Annotated in this window: 15 protein-coding genes; 10 read left to right on the forward strand and 5 right to left on the reverse strand. The window is 57.5% G+C overall.

The genetic code is table 11. The features are described 5' to 3' along the window. Positions 1 to 5: 5 nt before the first annotated feature. Together glmS and HCU74_RS06395 are read right to left on the reverse strand one after the other, a co-directional pair. Positions 6 to 1,838 carry a glutamine--fructose-6-phosphate transaminase (isomerizing) gene (glmS, locus tag HCU74_RS06390; RefSeq protein WP_168449579.1) on the reverse strand — a complete coding sequence of 611 codons (1,833 nt, stop codon included), beginning with the start codon at positions 1,836 to 1,838 and terminating at the stop codon, positions 6 to 8. 227 nt (positions 1,839 to 2,065) lie between these two features. Beyond that, positions 2,066 to 2,818, reverse strand: coding sequence for a hypothetical protein (locus tag HCU74_RS06395; protein WP_168449580.1), 753 nt, complete (start codon positions 2,816 to 2,818; stop codon positions 2,066 to 2,068). 571 nt (positions 2,819 to 3,389) lie between these two features. Here HCU74_RS06395 and HCU74_RS06400 point away from each other — a divergent pair. The 5 genes from HCU74_RS06400 to HCU74_RS06420 all read left to right on the forward strand — a co-directional run bounded on the left by HCU74_RS06400 (position 3,390) and on the right by HCU74_RS06420 (position 10,924). Continuing rightward, complete coding sequence (locus HCU74_RS06400) at positions 3,390 to 4,805, forward strand: TolC family protein (protein ID WP_168449581.1); 1,416 nt, start codon at positions 3,390 to 3,392, stop codon at positions 4,803 to 4,805. A 27-nt stretch (positions 4,806 to 4,832) separates the two neighbouring features. Then, positions 4,833 to 6,254, forward strand: coding sequence for a TackOD1 domain-containing metal-binding protein (locus HCU74_RS06405; protein WP_168449582.1), 1,422 nt, complete (start codon positions 4,833 to 4,835; stop codon positions 6,252 to 6,254). A gap of 39 nt (positions 6,255 to 6,293) precedes the next feature. Further along, complete coding sequence (locus tag HCU74_RS06410; RefSeq protein WP_168449583.1) at positions 6,294 to 7,613, forward strand: glycosyltransferase family 2 protein; 1,320 nt, start codon at positions 6,294 to 6,296, stop codon at positions 7,611 to 7,613. Between the two features lie 5 nt (positions 7,614 to 7,618). Continuing rightward, entirely contained in the window at positions 7,619 to 8,983 is a 1,365-nt protein-coding gene (locus HCU74_RS06415) for an HlyD family secretion protein (protein ID WP_168449584.1), read from the forward strand. Positions 8,984 to 9,157: 174 nt separating this feature from the next. Beyond that, positions 9,158 to 10,924, forward strand: a complete 1,767-nt coding sequence (locus HCU74_RS06420; RefSeq protein WP_168449585.1) for an SLC13 family permease — start codon at positions 9,158 to 9,160, stop codon at positions 10,922 to 10,924. A 59-nt stretch (positions 10,925 to 10,983) separates the two neighbouring features. On the opposite strand, the gene HCU74_RS06425 is transcribed toward HCU74_RS06420, so the two are convergent. Continuing rightward, positions 10,984 to 13,458 carry an aminotransferase class V-fold PLP-dependent enzyme gene (locus HCU74_RS06425; protein WP_168449586.1) on the reverse strand — a complete coding sequence of 825 codons (2,475 nt, stop codon included), beginning with the start codon at positions 13,456 to 13,458 and terminating at the stop codon, positions 10,984 to 10,986. Between the two features lie 582 nt (positions 13,459 to 14,040). On the opposite strand from HCU74_RS06425, the gene HCU74_RS06430 reads away from it, so the two are divergent. The 3 genes from HCU74_RS06430 (at position 14,041) to ppnP (ending at position 18,704) form a co-directional block, all read left to right on the forward strand. Then, positions 14,041 to 15,192, forward strand: a complete 1,152-nt coding sequence (locus HCU74_RS06430; RefSeq protein ID WP_246864478.1) for an efflux RND transporter periplasmic adaptor subunit — start codon at positions 14,041 to 14,043, stop codon at positions 15,190 to 15,192. 43 nt (positions 15,193 to 15,235) lie between these two features. Continuing rightward, positions 15,236 to 18,361 carry an efflux RND transporter permease subunit gene (locus HCU74_RS06435; protein WP_168449587.1) on the forward strand — a complete coding sequence of 1,042 codons (3,126 nt, stop codon included), beginning with the start codon at positions 15,236 to 15,238 and terminating at the stop codon, positions 18,359 to 18,361. 61 nt (positions 18,362 to 18,422) lie between these two features. After that, a complete protein-coding gene (gene ppnP, locus HCU74_RS06440) occupies positions 18,423 to 18,704 on the forward strand; it encodes a pyrimidine/purine nucleoside phosphorylase (RefSeq protein WP_168449588.1) in 282 nt (93 codons plus the stop codon). A gap of 8 nt (positions 18,705 to 18,712) precedes the next feature. On the opposite strand, the gene HCU74_RS06445 is transcribed toward ppnP, so the two are convergent. Further along, a complete protein-coding gene (locus HCU74_RS06445; RefSeq protein WP_168449589.1) occupies positions 18,713 to 20,026 on the reverse strand; it encodes a flavohemoglobin expression-modulating QEGLA motif protein in 1,314 nt (437 codons plus the stop codon). A gap of 22 nt (positions 20,027 to 20,048) precedes the next feature. Beyond that, positions 20,049 to 21,176: a GNAT family N-acetyltransferase/peptidase C39 family protein gene (locus HCU74_RS06450; RefSeq protein WP_168449590.1), complete on the reverse strand. Its 1,128-nt coding sequence runs from the start codon at positions 21,174 to 21,176 to the stop codon at positions 20,049 to 20,051. A gap of 247 nt (positions 21,177 to 21,423) precedes the next feature. On the opposite strand from HCU74_RS06450, the gene HCU74_RS06455 reads away from it, so the two are divergent. After that, entirely contained in the window at positions 21,424 to 22,890 is a 1,467-nt protein-coding gene (locus HCU74_RS06455) for a RimK family protein (RefSeq protein WP_168449591.1), read from the forward strand. Positions 22,891 to 23,046: 156 nt separating this feature from the next. Continuing rightward, positions 23,047 to 23,748, forward strand: coding sequence for an urease accessory protein (locus HCU74_RS06460; protein WP_168449592.1), 702 nt, complete (start codon positions 23,047 to 23,049; stop codon positions 23,746 to 23,748). Positions 23,749 to 23,802: the final 54 nt, after the last annotated feature.

Below are 23,802 nucleotides of genomic sequence, written 5' to 3' on the forward strand. Positions count from 1 at the left end.
CTCTCCTATTCCACTGTCACGGATTTGGCGAGGTTGCGGGGTTGGTCTACGTTGTTACCCCGCATTACCGAGACGTGATATGCCAGCAGCTGCAGCGGAATGGTATACACCAGCGGCGCGAGGACCTCGTCCACCGTCGGCATGGTTAATACCTGACAGTCGTGGCTGGTGGAAAATTCCTCGGGCTTGTCGGTGAGAATAAACAATTGACCGCCCCGGGCAGCGACCTCCTGCAAGTTGCCCTGCATTTTCGCAAACAGCTTGCCGCCGGGGGCTGCTGCGATGATGGGCATGTTCTCGTCGACCAGCGCCAGTGGCCCATGCTTCAGCTCTCCGCCGGGGTAGGCTTCGGCGTGGATGTAGGAGATCTCCTTCAGCTTGAGTGCGCCTTCCAGGGCAATGGGGTACATCACGCCGCGTCCGAGGAACAGGCTGTGCTCGCGATCCACCAGTTGTTCAGCCACCTCACTGATTTTGTCGTCCAGTGCGAGTGCCGCATCTACCGCAAAGCAGGCCTGTTTCAGTGATGTATTGGTGATGTCAGCTTCGACCTGGGGATCGAGTCCGTTTCGCCGAGCGAGAAACAGCGACACAATATTGAGTGCCAGCAATTGGGTGGTAAAGGCCTTGGTAGAAGCCACGCCGATTTCAGGTCCGGCCTGGGTGAGGAAGCTCAGATCGCTTTCCCGTACCAGCGAACTGCTGCCGACATTACAGATGGCCAAGGTGGCGTGATAACCGGCTTCCCTGGCGTAGCGCAGCGCGGCCAGGGTGTCGGCGGTTTCGCCCGACTGGGATAACACCACAAACAGGGTGTTGGCCGGCACCACAGGGCTGCGGTAGCGGAATTCGCTGGCGTGCTCGACCCCGCAGGGGATTTTGGCCAGTGATTCAATGAGGTAGCGGCCGACCATTCCGGCATGATAGCTGGTGCCGCAGGCGCAAATTTGCACGGCCTTTACGCCGTCGAGCAGGGTGGACGCGGAGTCGCCCAGACAGCTTTCGTCGAGCCGGTCATTACTCAGCGCCGGGCTGAGGGTCTGACGAATCGCGGTGCTCTGCTCAAAAATTTCCTTCAGCATATAGTGGGGATACTCCCCTTTGCTGACCGCGTTTTTTTCCAGCGTCGAGGTTTGAATCGGGCGCTCCGCCAGACGGTTGTAACGGTTGTAGACCTTGACCTCGTCGCCGGTAATATCGGCGACGTCGCCTTCCTCCAGATATATAAACCGTCGGGTTTCCGAGAGCAGCGCCGTCACGTCCGAGGCGACAAAGTTTTCCTTGTCGCCGATTCCCACCACCAGGGGGCTGCCCAGACGGGCGGCAATCATGCGACCGGGCTCATCACTGCTGATCGCGGCAATGGCAAACGCGCCTTCCAGTTCGGGTAGGGTCGCTTGCACCGCGGCACGGAGCGAGCCCTCCCGCTGCAGGTGATAGTGAATACGGTGGGCGATCACTTCAGTGTCGGTTTGGGAGTCAAAGCGATAGCCGAGTTTGCTTAATTCTTCGCGCAACGGCTGATAGTTTTCGATAATGCCATTGTGAACCACAGCCACCATTTCAGTGGAAACATGGGGGTGGGCGTTGTGCTCCAGCGGCGAGCCATGGGTGGCCCAACGCGTATGGCCTATGCCCATAGTGCCAGACATGCCTGTTGCGGCGAGTTGTTTGGCAAGTTCGTCTACCTTGCCCACGGCGCGTTGTTTCGACAGTCCCGCACCGTTCAGCGTGGCGATGCCCGCAGAGTCGTAACCTCGATATTCGAGATTACGCAGGCCATCAACCAGAAGAGGGATAACATCGCGATTTGCGATTGCACCGACCAGTCCACACATAGTATTTCCTCAGTATTGCCAGTTATGCCGAGCGTCAGTGCTGCGGCTGATACCGTTTACCGCCGAATCGATTGGCGGTGCCCGTGTTCAGCAGCCACAACGCAAACGATATGCCAGCAGCTTGCAAGCCAGAGCTGCCGGGCCTTTGGTAAGCACTGGGAAATATTTGCTGCATCTGATTCCCGGTTTTTGTCGCCGGATTGTGACAATGCCGCGAGTGAGAGGACTTATCGGCGGCTGTTTCGCCGCCTTTTGAGTTGATGAATTTGTGCTTTAAAGTGGCGATCGACAATCACTTCGTCGAGATTTCGTTTGTTGACCTGGACAGTGCTATTGACATCAATATCATTGATTTGGTCGCGTAACTCCTGGCGCATAGCCAGTTCTGTGCGCTGAAAGTTCTGCAAAATCGCCAGCTGTCGATCGCGGTAAATCGGATCGATGTGATGGTCGCCGGTGGTGTTTTCTTCGTTCTGCTCCGGGCGATAAATTCCGTGTCGCCGTATCCAAACAAGCTCCGCTTCCAAATGCTTCTCGGCAATATTGAGGTGGCGAATCGCGCGGGCGCGTCGTTTTATCAGTTCGTCAGCTTCAGCCCGGCGTGAGCGGAAATGCCACAGGCCGGTAAGAAATCCTTCGCCGCTGACTTTATCGTTGTAGTCGTTAATGTCGGCGACGATGAGTCCGAGTCGGGATTTCGCCTGGGCCATTCGCTGTTCAGCAGCCTGTAGTCGCTGTTGGGCAACAGGGTTGAGTTTTGCCCAGTCGGTGGGGGACAAAATTTGTGAAGGGCGGTTAATGGGAAGGTTGCTATTGAATCGGCCGGGGCGTCGCTGATGTAGTAATTCAGTTTGTCGTTGAAAGAAATGAATTTCGGCGTCCAGCGCCTTCATTAATTCTGAAAGCGGTACCCGCCACTCCGGGCGTTTCTCAAGTGCTTTGGCGTTGTCGTTATCCAGTGTTTTTCGTTGTAGTTTCACTGTGAATTCAGTCCCGTTAACTATTGAGCGCTAACCCTGCGCAGCGCATTGACCGTGTTGTTGTTTAAGCAATTGCAGTCATTACAGATGCAAGAATCGGGCGAGGTTTTTGGCTGATTTCCGCAAAATTACCGCAAATCAATCTGTCCTCAGGGGCAAAAAACACGGCTTTTCTATTGCTGAAAATAGCGATTGTCGCCGATTGGCGACGCAATAAATGATAATAAAAACATATAGATACGATATGTCTTCCAGGTGGGTGTGCCGCTTTGGCAACAACCTGGGCGCCAATGTGTCAGGGAACTAATTGCTATGCCGTGTTAAACCCTGTGCCCACTGGGATTTCTGTCCCTTGGCACACTCTTTGCCCTTGCTTGGCCAACAGTGCGGATGTAGCGGTTTGCAATACCACCCCACATCACGCTGCGGGAGTCGTCGGAAAATTTTTCGACCCATCCCAACAACATCCCGGAACTGGGTAGCTGAATGTTTAGTGCCCTCGACAGAAAGGGCGCGGCGAACAGCAGGATAGGCACCTCAACATGAATTCAGTAATGGGAGCGGTTATTAAATGAAAAAAGTATACGGAGCATTATCGCTGGCAGTTGCCGTCGCGCTGAGCGGCGCCAGCATTTCGGCGATGGCGCAGGATGTGCCTGCTGGGCAAGCAGCGGCCAGCCCTGAAAGTCAGAGTCAGAGTGAAATGCCTTGGGCGGCGTTTCTGGAGCAGTTGCGCGAAGTGGCGATGTCTTCGCCGGCAATGATGGCGGAATCGTCATTGCTCGAAGCTGAGCGGCAGAATTACTACGCAGAGCGTGGTGATCTGGGGCTTAATTTAAGCGTTAGTCATACGCGCTTTCCTGAAAGCTCAGGGTCAGAAATTGATGATGGTGCGGTCAGCGAGCTGGAAGAGTACTCCGAAGCTCGGTTGTCGCTCGACCTGATGCACCTGCTGGCGCGACGGGGTTCAGCGGTAGACGGCGCCAAAGCGAGAGTTGAAAGCGCGGAGTATGAAATGGCGCTGAAGGCGAACCAAGCCGCGGTAAATCTGATGGAAGACGCGGTGACTGCATGGACCTATCGCTACCGCCGCGAGGCTTTGCGCAATGCACTGGCCGGAGTGGAAAGCGCCAAAGGAAAACTGCGTTTGTCGGAAAGTGCGGCGATGCCGGAAATTACCAAGGCGACGCCGGTGAAAGTGGCCGAGGCGATTATTCTGCACAGTGAGGTGAAGAATAAGCTCGATTCAATTTCTCCGTTGATTCCCAATATTCCCACGCCACCCGGTGATTTTTCCATGTTGCCGCTGACGCCTCCCAGTGGCGATGAGATTAACCAAGTGGCGAATCAGGATCTGAATGCACAGCGACTGCGTGCTGAATCCATGGCCTTCGCCGAAGAGGCGGAGTCGCTGCGTGGCAATGGCATGGCCCTGTCAATTTTCGGTGGATATGTCGAGAGAAAGAGCAGTCCCACCGACATTGACAGCGATACGGCGGCCAGCACCAGCGGGCCACAGTACGGGGTGCAATTGAATATCCCTCTGGGCAGCCGCCAATACCACCAACGCCGTGCGGCAGAGTACCAGGCCCACGCTGCTACGCTGGGGGCTAACGCGGCGGTTCGTCAAAGTCAGCGGGCGCTGGTGAAGCTGCGCGACCAATGGGCAGAGTCGGTGGCTCGGTTGAATCAGGCGCAGGAGTATATGCGTCAGCAAGCCACCCTGTTATCGCAAATGAAAAAGCGCTCGCGCTCACCCGGCTCGGGCCGTGCACCGGAACCCTGGGAAGTGGATATGCAGGAAACGGTGTTCTGGAACGCTGTGGCCGACGTCTGGGAAGAACGCGCCCAGTGGATTCAGAACGCGCTCACCTGGGGTCTGTTAAACCCGCAGTATTTACACGCGCATAGCCGTGAACCGAATCCGGAAAGCAGCTACACGTTGTGCGCTCCCTATGGTGCCTGCGAAGACATCGCTGGCCTGTAAAACCCGAACGAAACAAGGTGTAACGCAATGGATCTTTCATTAAGTAAGCGAACAAGCCGCCAGCCGGGCGAAGGACGATTGAAGCAATTCCAGCTTCTGGAACTTCGCGAGTTTGATCGAGGCACCGATGAGGCGGTGGCGGTTAAAGCCGTTCTCGGCGAGCCGCTGGCGCAGCTGGGTGATCGCGATGTCGCGCAGGTTCCGCTGGTGATCGTCGGTTATGACCATCTCAAGATCGAACAGCTTTTGATTGAGCAGCGCGAGGGCTTCTCTGCGCTGCGCCCGATTGCTGTGGTTGGCCTCGATGGCGCAAAACTGACAGCCAATATTGTCCAGTTGGCAGATATTGTGTTGCCCCCGCACCCACGGGAAGATGACCTGGTCAGCACGGCGGCGACCCTGTCTACCCTGGCCACTCATATTGAGCGCCTGCCGCGTGCTCCCAGAGATTCGGCGCTGACCATGTTGCAGTTCCTCTACACACGCGGGCGCGATATCGAGGCCGAGGTCGATGCCGACAGCCCCATCGCTTACCGCTATCCCCTTGCGGAAACCCTGCTGCAAAGCGATGTGCTGGAGTCCAACTCCATTTTGCAGGACATGGCGTCGCGGGGCTTGCTGCAAGGGCGTCACGTCGATCGTCTGTTCACCTGTCCGTCATGCGAAAGTTATCAGGTTCCGGTGAAGGAGCTGTGCCCCGAGTGCAAGTCGACTCACCTGGGGGTTGAAGAGTCGATACATCATTTCCGCTGTGGCTATGTTGGGCCGGAGTCGGAGTTTACCGTGAACGGCACAAATCAATGCCCGAAGTGCTTTTCGGCCATTCGGCATATCGGCGTCGAGTATAACCGTCCGGGGCGTTTTTCGATCTGCCGCCAGTGTAATTTCTGGGCGGCCGATCCCGACCTCGCGGCCTGGTGCGCCAACTGCAATGAGTACCATTCTCCCGCAGACCTGAAGCCGGTCAATATCAACACCTTTGTGCTGGGGCAGGCCGGTGTCAATGTGGCACGTATAGGCCGGTGGGGTGGTCCCGCTCTGGCCGATGGCCGCGATATAGGCGACGAGCTGGGCGTGCCGGAGGGGCGCAGCAGCGAACAGCTGGAGCAGGACTACAGCAAGGCCCTGGCCCTGAAGGTGGTCGAGCTGGCGCAGCAGAGCGGTCGCTCAATGACGATTTATAAAGCCTCGCTAAAACACAGTGATGTGGACGCTGAGGAACTGCAGGAGATGCTCTCCCAAACCCGCGAGGTGCTGCGGGAGGTGCTGCGGGAATCTGATGTCGTGGTCAATACCAGCGATGCCGACTTTCTCATTCTACTGCCCGCCGGCGACGATATTCCAACGATGAAGGAAATGCAGGACTACGTGTATCGCCGGGCTGGCCTGACGATTGACATCGTGACGATCAGTGGTGCTGAGCCCCTCGGTCGGGCAGCGAGGCTGTGATATGGCCGCTAATGGATTATCAGGGAAAGGAGGACTGACATGACCGATATTATCAATATGGTTGTCGGCTATGTTGAAGCCAGTCTGGCGATGTTGTTTGCGCTGACACCCTGGCAACTGGTCATGTTGATGTGGCCCTTCCTGCTGCTGACCGTGCCGCGCTTTGTGTTGACCGAGCTGTTCGCTCTTTATCAGGGCTTGCGTCCCGAGCCGGAGGAAAAAACCCGCTTTCGCCAGCGCCTGCAAGTGAACCCGCCACTGGTGTCGGTACTGCTGCCCGGCTACAACGAGCGCGACACGCTGGAAACCACGGTGTTGTCACTGCGTGAGCAGAGTTATCCGAATCTGGAGATCATCGTGGTCAACGACGGCTCCACTGATGGTATGGGCGAGGTCGGCCGCAAGCTGGCTAACCGCGGCTGGGTGCGCTACTTCGAGCATCGCATGCGCGGTGGCAAGTCGTCGGCGGCCAACTTTGCCCTGAACGCGGCGCGGGGCGAATTCATCGTAATTTGCGATGCCGACTCCACCTTCGATACCGATTCCATCTGGCATCTGCTGGTCGAGTTTTATCGCCCGGAGGTGTCGGCGGTGGCGGGTAACCTGCGCGTGCGTAACGCCGATAGCAATCTGCTGACGCGCTTGCAGGCCATGCAATATGTGTTTGGCATCGGTGTGGGTCGTCGGGTGTCGGCGATGCTGGGCATATTGTTTATCGTGTCCGGTGCCTTCGGTGCGCTGCGACGCTCGACGGTGGTGGGCACCGGCGGTTGGGAAACCGGACCCGGTGAAGACGGCGATGTCACGGTGAAAAACCGCGTTGCAGGGGGAGATGTGGCCTTTGCACCGGAGGCCATGTGCATGACTGATGCACCGGATTCCTGGTGGCCCTATTACCGTCAGCAATTGCGCTGGAACCGCAGCATGATCCGTTTCAATGTGCGCAAATACGGCTGGCTGTTTAATCCCTTTCGCCGTCCCTTCGATATTCGCAATCTCATTGCCAATATCGACACGGTGGTTTACCAGCTGGTATTGAGCATCACCTTTCCGATCTATCTCGTGTGGCTCTACATGACCCACAACGAGATTTTCTACCCGCTGATGCTGGTGATATTGATTTTATATACCGCGCTTAACTATGTGCATTTCGTTGTCGCATTGGCCTTGAGTGAACGGCCCTGGGTCGATCTGAAAATGCTGCCATACATTCCCCTGTATGGCCTTTTCATGGGCTTTTACCTGAGAATCGTGCGGCTTATCGCCTACGCTGACGAATATTTCCTGCGCACCTCGTACTACGAAACCTATGTGCCAGAACATGTTCAGAAACAATCAAGGATGTATGATCCATGGTGAATAAAATGATTAAAAGCGATATGAGAGATGATGCCGGTAATGGCCGGTATCCCGACAAAATTGTTCCCGAGCGTCGCGATCCCAGCGTCTACGGGCGACAGCCCGTCAACTCGGTACAGGCGCGCCCCTGGCGCCAGTGGCATACCGCGGCGAGCCCGCAACCCGCTGCTGCGCTGGAGGTCGCTCAGCCGCGCAAGCCCCAGTGGGGACGCTGGATTTACTTCGCGATTTTGCTCGGCATTGCCTATATCGCCCTGCGCTTTGTCTACCTGAATTTCTTCTGGTTTTCGGCCAGTGGTTTTATCAATGGCACGCAATACAATGTCGCGCCGTCGGACACAGTGTCGATCAAGGAGATTTTGGTTTCCCCGTCAGACACGGTCGAAGAGGGCGACCTGCTCGCCAAGCTCAGTTCTCCGGCCCTGGTGCAGTCACTGGCCAAAAACGAAGCGGAAATGGCCCGCTTGCAAAGTGACCTGGCACAGCGCTCGGTAACCAGCTCGGGTAACGAGTCGCAGTTGCAGGCTGAAGTGCAATCCTTGCAGGCTGAAATGGAGTATCTGGAGTCCCAGTATTTCCAGGAGACCCAGCAGCTCAATGCCCTGCGTGAACTGGTCGAAGCCGGTGCGACGCAGCGCGGCAACCTCGACCAGCTGCAAAGTCAGCACAATAAAACCTGGGCGGAATATCGTCGGGTGGAGGCCCAGCTGGCCTCGACACGTAGCCAGCTGGCGACGCTTCGCGGCAGCAAGGAATCTTCTGGCGCGCCGGAGCTGTCCCAACGATTAGCGGCACTGAAAGAGCTGCACACCTCCATTGAGGACCAGCTTGCGGCACTGGAGCTGCGCGCGCCGATGGCGGGCACCGTGTCGCGGGTGCCGGTATCGAAGGGCGATGTTCTGCGCGCGGGCGAGCCCGCGGTTGAAATCGTCGATAAAAACCAGCTGCGCGCTTATCTGTATTTCCCTCCCGCGGCACAGGGCAAGTTGCAGAAGGACATGGTCATTCCGGTGTCCCGCGCCGATGGTTCGAAGTTGGAGCTGGTGGTAAATAAAGTGTATCCGTCGATGGAATCGCTACCCGAGGAATTGCAGCGCAACTACCGGCCCGGCAGCTCTGCCATTGTTGTTGAGGCGCGGCCCAAGGACGACAAAACCTTTGCCCTGGATATGACCTCCGGTACCCCCATCGAGGGCCGCATTCCGCGATGGTCGCTGCCGACCACAGTGACAGAGCCTTTCGAGCGGGTGGCCGATGAAACGTCCACCGGGGCGAAAAAAGCGGTACAGGATGCCAAGCTCTCGCTGGAGTCAGCGGTGGAGAAAAGCGGCGTACTGTCGAACCTGACGACGGCGGCTGCAAAACAATAATATTCTCCATGGGGCCCGGGTAGCGACCTCGGCCCCATTGGTGTTATCCCCATTGATCGGAAAGCGATTTTTCGAGTATAAAAAATATCGCCAATAGTGCTAATAATTCTTTTCAGTGGCCTGTGGTTCGGAATATATTTGCGCCCAATTTCCCTCCTTTGAAGTAGTACAAATATGGATTGGCAAGCATGGCTGGTACTGTCACTCACGGTGGCGGCGTTGCTGTGTCTGATATTCAGCCACGTGGCGCCCTATCTGGTGATGATGGGGGTGATGACACTGCTCAGTGTGTCAGGGGTTATCAGCCCCGCAGAGGCGCTTTCCGGCTTTGCCAATCCGGGGCTGATTACCGTGGCGGCGATGTTTGTTGTCGCGGCCGGGGTGCACGCCTCGGGCGGTATTGACCTGCTTGGCCATCGCTTGCTGGGACAACCGACCAGCCAGCGTGGGGCCCTGTTGCGTATTTTCGCGCCCGTGGCGGCGCTCAGTGCTTTTGTCAATAACACGCCGCTGGTTGCGACAATGATTCCCGTGGTTCACAGTTGGTCGCGGCGAATCAATATTCCCGCCAGTAAACTGATGATCCCGCTGAGTTATACCGCCATCCTGGGCGGGACGTTGACGATGATTGGCACCAGTACCAATCTGGTGGTCAATGGTCAGTATCAGGCGTTGACAGGGGACGAAGGCTTTTCGCTGTTTTCAATCACTCTGGTCGGATTGCCGGTCGCCGTCGCCGGCATGGCCTTTATGTGGCTGTTTTTCCCCCGCCTGCTGCCGCATCGACAAAATGATGCTCTGTTGTCCAACCTGCGTGAGTTTACCCTTGAGGTCAGCGTGGCCGAGGGTGGCCCTCTGGTAGGCAAGAGTATTACCGCCGCGGGACTGCGCAATCTAAAACGCATTTATCTGGTAGAAATTGATCGAGGCGGGGTGATTCACAGTCCCGTGGCCCCTGAAGAGGTGTTATGCAGCGGCGATCGTCTGGTGTTTGCCGGCGACACTGATGCCATTTCCGACCTGCTGCGCATTAAGGGCATCGCCGCATCAGATCAGCAGCCGGACAGTCGCCGACGCGCTGAACGGCGTCTGGTCGAGGTGGCGGTGTCCTCCCAGTGTGAGGCAATAGGTCAGTCGCTGCGGCGCAGCGGCTTTCGCGAACGTTACGGGGCGGCGGTGCTTGCGGTGGCCCGTGGCGGCGAGCGGGTCAAGGGCAATCTTGGCACCACTACATTGGAAGCCGGGGATATTCTGCTGCTGGAAACCGGGCCGGGATTTATCGATGCCCAGCGTCGCCACCGGGACTTTTTACTGGTGAGCGATCTCGGCCAGGAAGCGCCGCGTCACGATCGCGCCTGGCTGTCGCTGGCAATTCTGGTAGCCGTGGTGGGATCAGCGGGAGTGGGGGTATTGTCGATGCTGAATGCCGCGCTGATTGGTGCGGGGCTGATGATCGCCTGCGGGTGTTGTTCGCTAAAACAGGCGGAGCGGAGTTTGGACTTAACCGTTATTCTAACGATTGCGGCCTCCTTTGCACTCGGCGCCGCGCTGGAAAAAACCGGTGTGGCGAAGGTGATCGCCGAAAATATCGTCGCCCTGAGCTTCGGCCAAGCGTGGCTGATGCTGGCGTTGACCTATATTGCCGTGTCATTACTCACCGAGACTATCAGTAATAACGCGGCGGCGGTCATTATGTTGCCCATCGCGCTGGGAATCTGTGAGAGTTCCGGCTTGAACCCGGAGCCCTTTGTGTTTGCCATTATGATGGCTGCGTCAGCCAGTTTCGCTACGCCCCTGGGTTACCAGACCAACCTGATGGTGCTGGGGCCGGGGGACTATCGCTTTGCGGATTTTGTCAGGGTGGGGGTGCCAATGAATATATTTGTGGGCGTGATCACCCTTGTCGTGCTGCTGGTGGGCTGGCCGCTCTACCTCGAATAATATCTGGGTAGAGAAGCTGCAGAGTTCTCTGTGAGCGCTCTGCAGCCTATGGCCAGCGACTAGTGCAATGGCGCGCGTTGTCCCGCCACGACAAATTTGCCCGACAGACTGACCTGCTTCATACACTGATCCATCACCGAGAGCGCGTGTTCCAGGCGGCTTTCGGTTTCATAGAACGGCACGCCAAAGCGCAGTAGTTGTCGCGGCTCACCTTGCTTGCAGGTGTCCTTAATGCACTTGCAATGTACCCCTCGGGCATTCATGGCGTTGTACAGGGGGTAGGGGTCGTAGTCGTCAAAGGCGACGGTTAACACGCCGGCTTCGCAGCTCAGGGCATACTGCTGATTAAGGAATCGGTGGGCGATACCGTACTCCTCCAGCAGTTGGTCCAGACCGGCGCGCAAACGGCTGGCAAGGTAGCGTCCCCGCTGTCGGATCGTCGCTTCACCGACTTTTGTATGTAACGACAATGCCGCGTGAACCCCGGCGAATACCGAAAAGTCCATGCCTCCCGCCGGTGAAAAGCCAATTGCCGTGGCGTCATTCACCAGGGGCAGGCCCGACCAGTTCAACCCGCCGGAGCGCTCGCGAAAGGCCTCGCTGGTCCACATCAGACCGCTGCCCCGTGGGCCAAACAACCACTTATGACAGCTGCCAAAGACCACATCGGCGTGCGCCATCGGCGGCGTCATCAAGCCCAGAGACTGGGAAACATCGTAAAGCACCCAACACTCCGGCACCATTTCCTTGACGATGCGACCCCATTCGCTGACCGGGAAAATATGGCCGTTGTCGTAGGCGATATGGGAAAAGAACACCACATCCGGGCGCTGCACATACACCGCATGGGCGAAGGCCTCAATGCTGTTGAGCTGTTCGGTGGTGAGATAGCGAACGTCAAACTCGGGCAGCCGTTCAAAGGCCCCGGTGCCGCCGATGTGCTCGTGGGGCGTGGTGAGTACCTTCAGTTTGCGCTCTGTTGTCCGACACATGCGCAACAAATTCAGCGCGAGAATATTGGAGCACTGGGAGGCGCCGGCGCTCACCTGCAGCTGGTGATCTGGGCTGGGCCAGAGCGCGTTGGCGGTGTCGACGGCGCGCTTGAGTGCCGCCCGTCCCTCGCCGTATTGGCCGATGGGAAAGGCCATTACATCGCTGTTTTCAAAGTCCCGTTGCGCCGCTAACACCGAGGCAGCAGGGCTGCCGAGGGTGCCGGGATTGAGGTTGATATGTCGATAGGGAAACTCGGTGCGACGGAAGTGTTCCCAGCGACTGTCACTGTCGTCACCCTGAGGAGTAATGTTCAGCGCTACGATATCGGCACCCCGTTGCTGCTCTGTGGTGGCCTCCCGCTGCCAGCCGTGTCTGGGCTGGAACAGCTCGGCATTGATCGCATTGCGAAAGGGCAGCAGAATTTTCAGGGTTTTTGCCACGACCTGTTCCAGAGTTTCGTGCTCACCGCGACTTTTAACGTAGTGCCGCTCGACGTTGTACTCCAGTTTGCTGGTTTCATTCTCGCTGCGTGGGTCGAAGCGACCGCGTTGAATATCCACCTCATAGCCCGCCTTGCCGGCCAGTTCACGGATGGTATCGGCCAGCTCATTAATCGAGAACGACTCCTCGGTGAGGTGATTGATGACCCGGTGTTGGCCCTTGTCAGGGCTCTGTTGCCACAGCTCCGACATTGACACCACCGAGTCATTCAGCGACATCAACCCCGTGCGTTGGTGGCCGCTGCCGTACACCGTAAGAGGCATGCCGCACAACGCCTGGGTCAGGAAGCGATTGACCACCGTGCCAAAGAACTCATCGTAGTCCAGCCGGGTATACAAGGACGGGTGCCCGGCGGCGTCTTCTGTCCAGGCCCCGAACACGGTGGATTGCATAATGTCGGTAATACGCAGCCCCCAATGCCGACAGGCGATGGAAATATAGTTGGTGTCGTTGATTTTGGACGCGTGATAAAAATCATCGGACTGACGTGGGTAGGGCACCGGACGCTCGGCGACTTTGCCATTGTAGCTCGGGGTAAAATAACCCTCGGCGATATCCAGACCTGATTTGGCGTATTCACCAAAGGTGCCCAGCTTAATAATATGGCATTCAGGGGCGTAGTCCTTCACCGCCCATAGCAGCCGCATATTACCTTCTTCGTTGTTGCGCAGGGTCATCAGAGCATCATCCCTGCTGCGCATCGACAGCGGCGCAGAACACTGCTGGGCCAGGTGGTATACCGCCGCGGGTTGTTGGGAGCGAATCAGTGCGGTCAGCGAGTCGCTGTTCACATCGAGGTGGATAAATTCCAGATTGGTGACGTTGTGAATGGCCCGAGCGGCGGCGAGCCGGTCACTGGGGCTGCCAATGGGGATCAGGCTGTCTGAGCCTACCCCCTTTACCCAGCGCCGCCGTGCGAGGTTGTCGGCGATGATAATGTTGCGGTGGCGGTTTTCCCGGGCGAGTCGCAGTGCCAGCGGCCACCCGATATAGCCGTCCCCGCCCAGGACTATGATGGGTGCAGTACTGTTTTTTACCATTGTTGATCCTCCGAATCGTGGTGTCCCGTTCCTTTGCGCTGAGTACCCCCTAGGCGCCAATCGAGATCTGTGTCTCCTGGTGGGCAATAGCGCAAATGCTATGCCAATTAAAAAGTTGTTTAAAAACAGTTGGTTGCGACTGCGTGTGCGCGGAGGCGCATGTGGAGGAGGGATATCTGTTGCTGAAACCCAACAGTCATAGGGCGCTTGCTGGCGAGTGGGTGTAAAAGTGGGAGCTTCCGACTTGCCGGGTGCTCCCGGAAGTGGGGAAATGCCCGGTGCTGCGGCCTTATGGCCGCGGAGAGGAGCGCACGGTGTGGAATCGTTGAGCTTGTTACCAATAAGCGACAGTGGATCCGGGCCGTCGGCCCATGACGGAGCCCCCGGTGGAGGAGGGTGGCGTGAGGCATTTCCCTCTAAATCAAGGGTTTAAGCCGTAACCTGTCCGAATATTAATCCAAACAGATGACCCCGCCTGATATGCTTCACCCCTGAATAAACTGTCCTGTGTGACAACTCGCGATGCGCCGTCTTCCGGTCGCGATGTTTGGTATTAGCACCACCGAGAGAAAAGGAACTCCGATGACCAAGCGAATGATGATTATGCTGCTGATTACCGGTGCGGTGTTTGGCAGCGTATTCGGCTTAAAGGCATTCAGCACCAATATGCTGAATGAGATTGTTGATGCGATGCCAACGCCCCCTGAGACCATCAGCTCCGCTGCGGTAGAGCGGCATGAATGGGAGCAGTATGTGGATGCGGTAGGGACGCTTGTCGCCGTGCACGGTGCTGACCTGACTGCCGAAACCGATGGCACGATCACAGAGATCGCCTTTGAATCGGGGCAGGAGGTTGAAAAAGGACAGCTGCTGCTGACCTTCGACTCGGCGGTCGAGCAGGGCGAACTGGCGCGGCTGGAGGCCCAGGCCGAACTGGTGGAAATCGAGCGCCGCCGTCGGGAAAAATTGTACAAGCGCGGCACCATTTCCAAGTCGGAATACGATGCGGCGCTTGCTGAAACCAACGGCGCCAAAGCCGCGGTAGCGGCGCAACGAGGTCGCCTGGCGAAAAAAGTACTGCGCGCCCCCTTCAGCGGTACGTTGGGTATACGCCGGGTCGCGGCGGGGCAGTATGTGCGGGCGGGCACCGCGATTGTCACACTGCAAGCCCTCGATCCGATTGAGCTGGACTTCTCTCTGCCTGAGCGCTTGTTAAACAAGGTTGCTACGGGGAGAGAAATCAGCGCCCGTATTGACGCATTTCCCGGGGAGCGCTTCACCGGAAAAATCCTCGCGATTGAGCCCAAAATCAATCCCGATACCCGCAATTTCGACGTGCGTGCGCGACTGGCAAATCCTGAGCTGAAGCTCAAGCCGGGCCTGTTTGCCAAAATTCGGGTTCAGTACGGCGCGGCGAGGGAGCTGCTCGTGGTGCCCCGTACCGCAATTAAATACAGCTCTTATGGTGATTCGGTATTTGTGTTGCAAGAGCGTGAGCAGGTAGCGTCTGCTGACGGCGACGCGACAAGCCAGGAACCCACGCTCGAGGTCGTTCAGCGCTTCGTCAAGCTGGGTGAAGTGCGCGGTGATTTTGTAGAAGTAAAACAAGGATTGGAGGCAGATGACGTGGTGGCGGGCAGTGGATTGCTCAAATTGCGCAGCCACGTACCGGTAGTGATTGAAAATGCCCTGGCACCCACGGCGGAACTATCACCGATGCCGCCCAAGGGCTGAGTCATTATCCGTATCCGTCGATGCCCCGTTAAGGAAGATATAAATGCAATTTACTGATGTGTTCATAAAGCGCCCGGTGCTGGCGGTAGTGGTCAGCCTGGTCATTTTTCTGCTGGGGGTGCGTGCGGCGAATGAGCTGAGTGTGCGTGAATACCCGGAAATGCAAAACTCCAAAATTGATGTCACGGTGATATACCCGGGGGCGTCACCGGAGCTGATTGAGGGATTTATTACCACGCCCATTGAGCGGGAAATGGCCTCGGCAGATGGCATCGACTTTCTCACCTCGATTTCTTCCCAGGGAATGGCGGTAATTACCGCTAACCTGGCGATTGACAAAGACCCTAACGAGGCGCTTACCGAGATATCCTCCAAGGTCAACAAATTGCGCAGCCAGCTGCCCGAAGGCAGCGAAGATCCGATTATCGCGCCGGGGATCGGCAGTAGTACTGCGGCAATGTACCTTTCCTTCAGCTCCAAGAGCCTGACAGCAGCGCAGTTGACTGACTACGTTAGCCGGGTCGTCGAGCCGGAGCTGGCCTCCATACCCGGCGTCAAACGCGCCATGATTATGGGAGGGCGAACCTATGCTATGCGTATCTGGTTGGATGCAGATCGCCTGGCCGCCCACAACCTCACGCCCAGCGAAGTACACGGCGCGATCAAACGCCAGAATGTGCTGTCGACGGTGGGAACTGCCAATGGTCAGAATGTTAAGGTTGGCATAGCTGCCCGTACCGACCTCGGCCATGCGGATGAATTTCGCGCGCTGGCGATAAAGAATGATGGCGACCAGGTGGTAAGGCTGGGAGATGTCGCCGATGTTGAGGTTGGCGATGAGTCCTACGATGCCCTGTCGTTCTGGGACGCCGAGCCGACTGTTTTCATTGGGCTGGATGCCATGCCCGACGCAAATTTGCTGGATGTTATTGAGCGGGTGAGGCAAAAGTGGCCCGCGGTGGTGGAAGCGCTGCCGGACGCAATAGAAGCTGAGATTGCCTTCGATTCTACGATTTATGTCAATGCTGCCATTGGCGATGTATTGCAAACGCTGGTCGAGGCGGTACTGATTGTTGTTTTGGTGATCTTCCTCTTCCTCGGCTCGGTGCGCAGCTCGCTGATTCCGGCGGTCACCGTGCCGCTGTCGCTGGTCGGCGGGATATTCCTTATGTTTGTGCTGGGCTTTTCCCTGAACCTGCTGACCATGCTGGCGATGGTGCTGGCCATTGGTATGGTGGTGGACGACGCCATTATTGTATTGGAGAACATTCACCGCCACATTGAAGAGGGCATGACTCCGCTGGATGCTTCAATCAAGGGGGCAAGAGAGTTAGTTGGGCCAGTGGTTGCCATGACCATTACCTTGGTGGCTGTGTACGCGCCCATCGGCTTTCTCACCGGTATGACCGGCACCCTGTTCACCGAGTTTGCCTTTACCCTGGCGGGAGCGGTGTTGATCTCCGGAGTGATTGCGCTGACCTTGACGCCAATGATGTGCTCAAAGATTTTGCACAGCCCCCGTGAGGGGGAGACCGCCAGCCGCCTGGAAACCTTCCTCGACGAAAGGTTTGAATTCTGGCGTCAGGGCTATAAACAGCAGCTCCACGCGACGATGAATCAGGTGCACGTGGTAGGCGTGTTTGGCCTAATTGTACTGGTGTCCTGTGTCTTCCTTTACCGCACCAGCGCTTCGGAACTGGCGCCGATGGAAGACCTGGGTTTCGGTGGCATCATGGTTGAGGCGGATGGTTATGCCTCCAATGAGTATTTTGTAAAGCCGTTTCTGGCTTCCCAGCAAACCGCACTGGCCCACGAGGCAACGGCCAATACCTTTGCGTTTAACTTTCCGGAAATGGGGTCGACCAACAAGGGGTTTATCGGTGTTATTGGTCGCCCCTGGGATGATCGCGACAAGCCCATGAGCCAGGTGCTCGAAGAGATAGGCGAGTCCCTTAAAGCTCTGGGGCCAGTAAAGGTCGCGACCTTTACTCCGCCGCCATTGCCCACGCCGGGGCAGGGCTTCCCCGTTGAGTTTGTGCTGAAATCGACGACGTCTCCGGAATTGATGGCCAAAATCGGCGAAGAAGTTGTCGCCCGCGCCTACGAGACCAAGCGGTTTTTCTATCTCGCGCCGAGCTTGCAGTACGATCGGCCCGAGGCTGTGTTAGAAATCGACCGTGACAAGGCCGCGGCGATGGGAGTAGATATGGCGACATTAAGCGCTGATCTGGCCACGATGATGGCCGGTGCTGAGGTAAATCGCTACGCTTATATGGGCCGCTCGTACAAAGTGATGACCCAGGTCCAGCGCAAGGATCGGCTCGACCCCTCGCAACTGGAACAGTTTTATACCCGTACCAAAAACGGTGAGCTGGTGCAGCTGTCAACGCTGGTGAGCATCACCTACACGACCAAGCCCCAGTCGATTTCCCACGCCCAGCAAATGAACTCCAACGTGATTTCGGCGGTGCCCCGACCCGATGTCTCCCAGGGCGAGGCGCTGGAAATTCTGGAGAATATCGCCAGAGAGGTAATGCCCAAGGATTTTCAGCTGGATTATGCCGGCGCCTCTCGTCAATTCAAGGAAGAGGGTAGTGCTCTGGTTGCCACATTTATGTTCGCGATCGTGATTATCTACCTGGTATTGGCCGCGCAGTTTGAGTCCTTCCGCGACCCTTTGATTATTCTGGTGACAGTGCCGATGTCGGTGTGCGGCGCGCTGTTGACGATGAATGTTTTGGCGTTGACGAATTTTATGCAGTTGACGAATTTTCCCGGTATGACCTTGAATATCTACACCCAGGTCGGTCTGGTGACCCTGATTGGAGTGATCTCCAAGCACGGTATACTGATCGTTGACTTCGCCAACCGCTTGCAACAGGAAGGCGCAAGCAAACGCGAGGCGATTGAAGAGGCCGCTTCGGTGCGCCTTCGTCCGATACTGATGACGACTGCGGCATTGGTGATGGCGATGGTGCCGCTGTTGTTTGCCGACGGTGCCGGGGCCTCCTCCCGCTTTGCGCTGGGTATGGTGATAGCCTCGGGCATGACCATTGGCACCCTGTTCACCCTGTTTGTTGTGCCGGCGATGTATCTGTATATCGGTCGTGACTACAGCAAATTAGTCGCCCAGGGCAAACTGCCTGCGACGGCTGTGTCCAACAGCTGACACGACTGGCGCGCCCGCCAGCGGGCGCGTATCATTGCCGCTTTTTCGAGCGAGCCTTGCCATGATTAAACACAACAGCTACTTCGACAACAACGTCCAGTCACTGGGCTTTCAGGGCGAATCACAGCCGGTTTCCGTCGGCGTTATGGCGGTGGGCGAATATCGCTTCGGCACCGAAGCCGCCGAGCGTATGGTGGTGACCAGTGGCGCGTTGACCGTCCTGCTGCCCGGCAGTGAGAACTGGCAGACTTTCGCGGCCGGTGAAGAATTCCATGTGCCCGCCAACAGCAGCTTCGACCTGAAAATCGAGCAGACCAGTTCCTACGCCTGTTTCTACGGCTAAGGCTAAGGCTATAGGTCTGCCCTCGGGGACAGACCTTGAAACAGATTGTGGAAATGGGCCTGGATGCTGTCCAGATTGACGTTGGATATGCCACTGGAAAAACCAAACCACACATATAGCCCGTTGAGGTCGCGAAACATCGGCGGCAGGTATTGGGGCATCTGGATAACGCCCTCGGTGACGTAGCGATACAGTACCGGCACATCGTCCAGCGAGACCTTGCCGACGAAAAGCAGTGGCAGGATCTGCGGCACGTCGGACAGTATTGCGCTGCGGATAAAATTCACCGTTTCGATAAAGCCTTTCACGTAGGACAAGTCTTTGGTGAAGCAGCTGCCGCCGGCGACGTTGCCGCCGCGAAATACCCGCTGGGCAATTTTGTAGCTTTCCTTCGGGGTCAGTCCCTGGCCGACAAAGTGGCGATACACCTGAATAAAATCCGCGCCCTGTTCGGCCATGTCGATGGCAACCACGCGGTCGCTGATTTTACGTGCGCGCCCCGGGTAAGAGGAAAAGGTGAGGGTTTCGGTCAGCACCGCCAGGCCCTCTTGCAGGGCCGTAATCCGCGGCGAGCCGACACTCAACCACGTCGCCCAGGGCTGGTTGCGGCCATTCAGTGTGGTGCCGACGTGCACCCAGCCTTCGTGCACTTCCAGTACCTGTATATCGAGGCTGGAAAAACGGGCATGGGTGTTGACCTTGATACAGTCGCCTCCGGCAGAGGCATCGGACACGATGCCGTCGGTTTCCCTGACGTTGAACGGACTGTTGTGAAAGAAAGGTTGTAGCCGAGCCTGCAGTTGCCGCACGGCCTCGTCGGCGGCAATATTTTTGGGGTAGGCCGAGGCCAGGTGTGTGGCCGCCGGCAGCGAAAAAATATCGCACAGGCGTTTGCTCATATCGATCAGGCTGAGCTTGTCGCCGCGCAGATGGTCCCGGGCCGAGCCATACAGTTGCTGGCTGGCGGCCATAAAGCCCGGAGTACCGCGCGCGTCGATCATATCGACCACCACCCGATACTGGGCGACCGTCTCGCTCAAAATGCGGCCAAGTGGATCGCCGTCACCCAGTGTATGACGAATTTTACCCTGCAAGTCTTCCAGCTCGCGTTTTTTGCTGTCGGGGTCAAAGCTCAGCGGATTGCTGCGCAAATAGTCCTCGCGGCTAACCTCCGGAAGGCGTTGGGCTCCCTGTTCGAAAAAGCGCGTTTCCATCGACTGGGGCCATTTGATGGAGTCCAGAATCAGAATTGGTTTTTGGATGCGAATCAGTTCGTCCGACAGCGTGCGCAGCGCGGTGCCATAGTGTTGCTCATCATTCATGGGAACTCCTGTCTCAGTGCGCTTACAGGGCGGTAATGGCCAACAGGCAGCGCAGGCGGCGACGGCCAAAGCTGGCCATGGCGGTGAAATCGTCGATGGCCAAGGGCACGTGGCGGAAATCGCTCTCGGACTGCCAGTGAGAGTCCGTTCGCGCCGGGTTGATATGGTTGCCATCGGGGTCGTGCATGTACACATAGTGCTGGTCGGCGCGATGCACGTAAACCCAGTGTGGTGATCGATTTCGGTCAAGTGCCCAGGTGCTGATCAGGGCGATCATATCGTCGTGGGTGTCCAGCAGTTGCTTGAACTGCTGCTTGTCCAGCGGCGACACCGTCACCTGGGCGCCGTAGTCGGCGAGCTGGGCCACGAAGTCTCGGTGTACCTCTTCCATCACCGCGCGCTTTTCCGGCTGGCGAACACTGTCGATAAAGGGGGTGCCGTTGTCGCTGATATACAACTGCACGCGAAACTGTCGGCGCAGTGCCGCCAGTGCCAGGCCGTGGGGGGAGCAGCCGCCGTGTCCACTGCACATATATATGGTGGTGGCTTCGCGCCAGAGTTGCAATTCTTCCCGCCGGTTCATTGCGAGTTCAGGTCGCTGGCGGTGCATGGCCATCAGCAGGGCCGCCGGCCCGCAGGTGAACTCGGTGGTTTGCCGGTAGTAGTCCGGGGCCTGGGCAACCAGACTGGCATCGTGGGCGGGCAGCAGGGGCTTTTCCATGCGCAGCGCCGAGCAGCCGTCTTCGTAGTAATCCTCGACCACGTCAAAATGGGTGTAGCCGAGTTTTTCATAGAGGCGAATGGCGCCGGGATTGTCGCTGCGAACCTCCAGACGCAAAAACAGACAGCCACGGGCGCGGGCCCGCTTCTCGGCATCGGCCATCAGCCTTTGGGCGAGTCCGCGCCCGCGAAAGTCGGCGTGCAGCGCCAGCGAATACAGTCGCGACAGCAGTGTGCCTCGGCGAAACAGCAACAGGCTGTAGGCGACAATGCGCTCGTCGCAGGTCAATACCACCAGTAAATGGGCGCCTTCGCGGATAAACCCCTTGATGCTGCGGGCAGAGAGCCTGTCGCCCTCGAAACAGCGCTCTTCCAGGGCGACAAGCGCCGGGAGATCGGCCGCTTTGGCGAGGCGGATGTCCGTGCTCATCGGGGCAGCGGTTGCACTGTTGGCTTGTGTTGTAGAGGGGCTTGCAGCATGGTGGTGGCCTGTTTTTCATCGCCGCGGAATAAGCGGCTTATGTGGCGGATCATACTGCGCATTATTTACCGACTACAATCTAATAATTCACTTGTGAAGGTAAATAATTGGCCGCAGAATGCCGCCAAACAGTCCGCACAGAGGAGTCCCCCTCGCCGCGCCCTATCGCCTTGCCACTGAGGAATCATAACGCCCAATGTCCCGATTTTACGTAGTGCTCGACGAGCAAAAGGACTGGTCTCCCTACTACCCGAGCCAGGATGTTGTCAGTTTCGATGAATACCTGGAAACCGCCGGTCGCGACGGGGGAGAGCGGGTGCGGGTAGTGAATCTGTGTCGATCCTATCGCTATTTGGGAACCGGCTATTACTGCTCGCTGCTGGCCGAGGCCCGGGGCCACAATGTGATTCCCTCGGTGAAAACCCTGAGTGAGATGGAGCGTAAAACCCTGTCTGCGATACAGTGGCAGGGGGTCGCCCCTGAATTGAAAAAACTGCACGATGGGGAGGCCGGGGAGCAGCGGCGTCTGATGTGCTGGTTTGGCGAGTGCCTCGACAGTCAGTACGCGGCCTTCTGCAAGGCGATTTTCGAGTATTTCCCCTGCCCGCTGATTGAGCTTACTCTGGAGTTCAAGGACGGCTGGCACATAAAGAAATTGCAGGCTGTCGGCTTGAAGGCGCTGAAAACTGCCGAGGAGCAGGAAGCCTTCGCCAGTCGTTTTGAGTCCTTCAGCAGTAAAATGTGGCGCAAGCCTCCGGCGCGGAAAAGCTTTCGCTACGACCTGGCGATATTGACAGACCCCAAGGAAAAGCTGCCCCCCAGCGACGGTGTCGCGCTGCGCAAGTTCATTAAAGCGGCTGCCCAGCTGGGAATCTCCGCCGAGTTGATCACCAGAAAGGACTACGGTCGGTTGGCGGAATATGACGGGCTGTTTATCCGCGAAACGACGTCGGTGGATCACCACACCTACCGCTTCGCTAAAAAGGCGGAATCAGAGGGGCTGGTGGTAATGGATGACTCCCAGTCGATTCTGCGTTGTACCAATAAAATCTATCTGGCGGATCTGCTGCGCAGCAATAAGGTGCCGGTGCCCCGCACCGAGTTTCTGCGGCGCAACAAGGCCGGAGAGCTGGAGCGCCTGGTGGAAAGCCTGGGACTGCCAATGGTGTTGAAGGTGCCCGACGGCGCGTTTTCAAAGGGCGTGGTCAAGGTGGAAACCTGGGAGGAGCTTCAGGCAGAAAGCGAGCGACTGCTGGAAAAGTCCGCGCTGTTGCTGGCCCAGGAGTTTATGTATACCGATTACGATTGGCGCATCGGGGTGATTGATGGCAAGCCCCTGTACGCCTGCCGTTATTATATGGTTCACAACCACTGGCAGATCTACAAGCACGGCAGCAGTCGCAGCCAGTCAGGGGGCTTTGATACGATGCCCACCTACGAGGCACCGAAGAAGGTACTCGAGGCAGCCGTCAAGGCCTGCAAACTGATCGGCAACGGTTTCTATGGTGTTGATCTTAAGCAAAAGGGCGGTCAGGTTGTGGTGATAGAGGTGAACGACAACCCGAGCATCGACTCCGGTGTGGAAGACAAATTTATGGGCGATGGTCTGTATAAAGCGGTGATGGAGGTGTTTCTCCAGCGCATGGAGACCCGAGGGCGCTAGTACTTGCCGTGAGTTCCGGCTTTGCCTGCTGAGGCAAAGCCGCTACAATTCCACCCATCATTACGTTGACCCCTCTCTGCTGCTATTGATCGGTCATCGCCAGCCGATGGCGCTACGCTTATTGGCACTTTCATTTCCGGTAATATCGAGGGCCCGATGTCCGCCAGCATAATCGCCATTCTTGGCATGGGTCTTTCCCTGGGATTTGTTCACGCGCTTGATGCTGACCACGTTATGGCGGTGTCTGCGCTGAGCAGCGCGCGGCGCAATTCCCGTCATATCTTCCTGCGCAGTTTGCGTTACTGCGGCTTCTGGGCATTGGGCCATGGCGCGGTACTGATGGTCGCCGCCCTGTTGTTGTTTGGTCTGGGATTGGGGTTGCCAGTTGGCCTTCAGCGCTTTGCTGAGCAATCGGTAGGACTTGTGTTGATCGCGATCGGCCTGCTGTTACTGCGCCAATTGCGTCAGGAGCAATTATCGCTGCACCGCCACAACCACGGTGATGTCGAGCACACCCATTTGGTCGATCACCGCCGCCAGGCTGCTCACGCCAGCCTTCCCGGTGACTCCCGAGCGCATTTTCCGGCGCTGGTGGGGGTGTTGCACGGTTTGGCCGGCAGCGCACCGGCGTTGGCGTTGGTGCCGGTGGCCAGCGGCATGGGCGGCGGGTGGGCGGTGGCCTATGTCGCGGTGTTCTCCCTGTCGGTGCTGCTGGGAATGTTGGCGGTGGGCGCTGGACTGGGTGGTCTGCAGCGTTTTCTGGCTAACCGCGGCACACGACTGCTATTGTGGTTTCGCCGGTTTCTGGCCCTGTCGACTGTGGGTTTTGGCGCGTACTGGTTCGCCCAAGCGCTGTGAGGGGCAGGTCGCGGCTCATGGCCAACTGCCTCGCAAAGATGTGTGTTGAATCGT

The organism is Spongiibacter thalassae, assembly GCF_012272835.1.
GTDB classification, from domain to species: Bacteria; Pseudomonadota; Gammaproteobacteria; order Pseudomonadales; family Spongiibacteraceae; genus Spongiibacter; species Spongiibacter thalassae.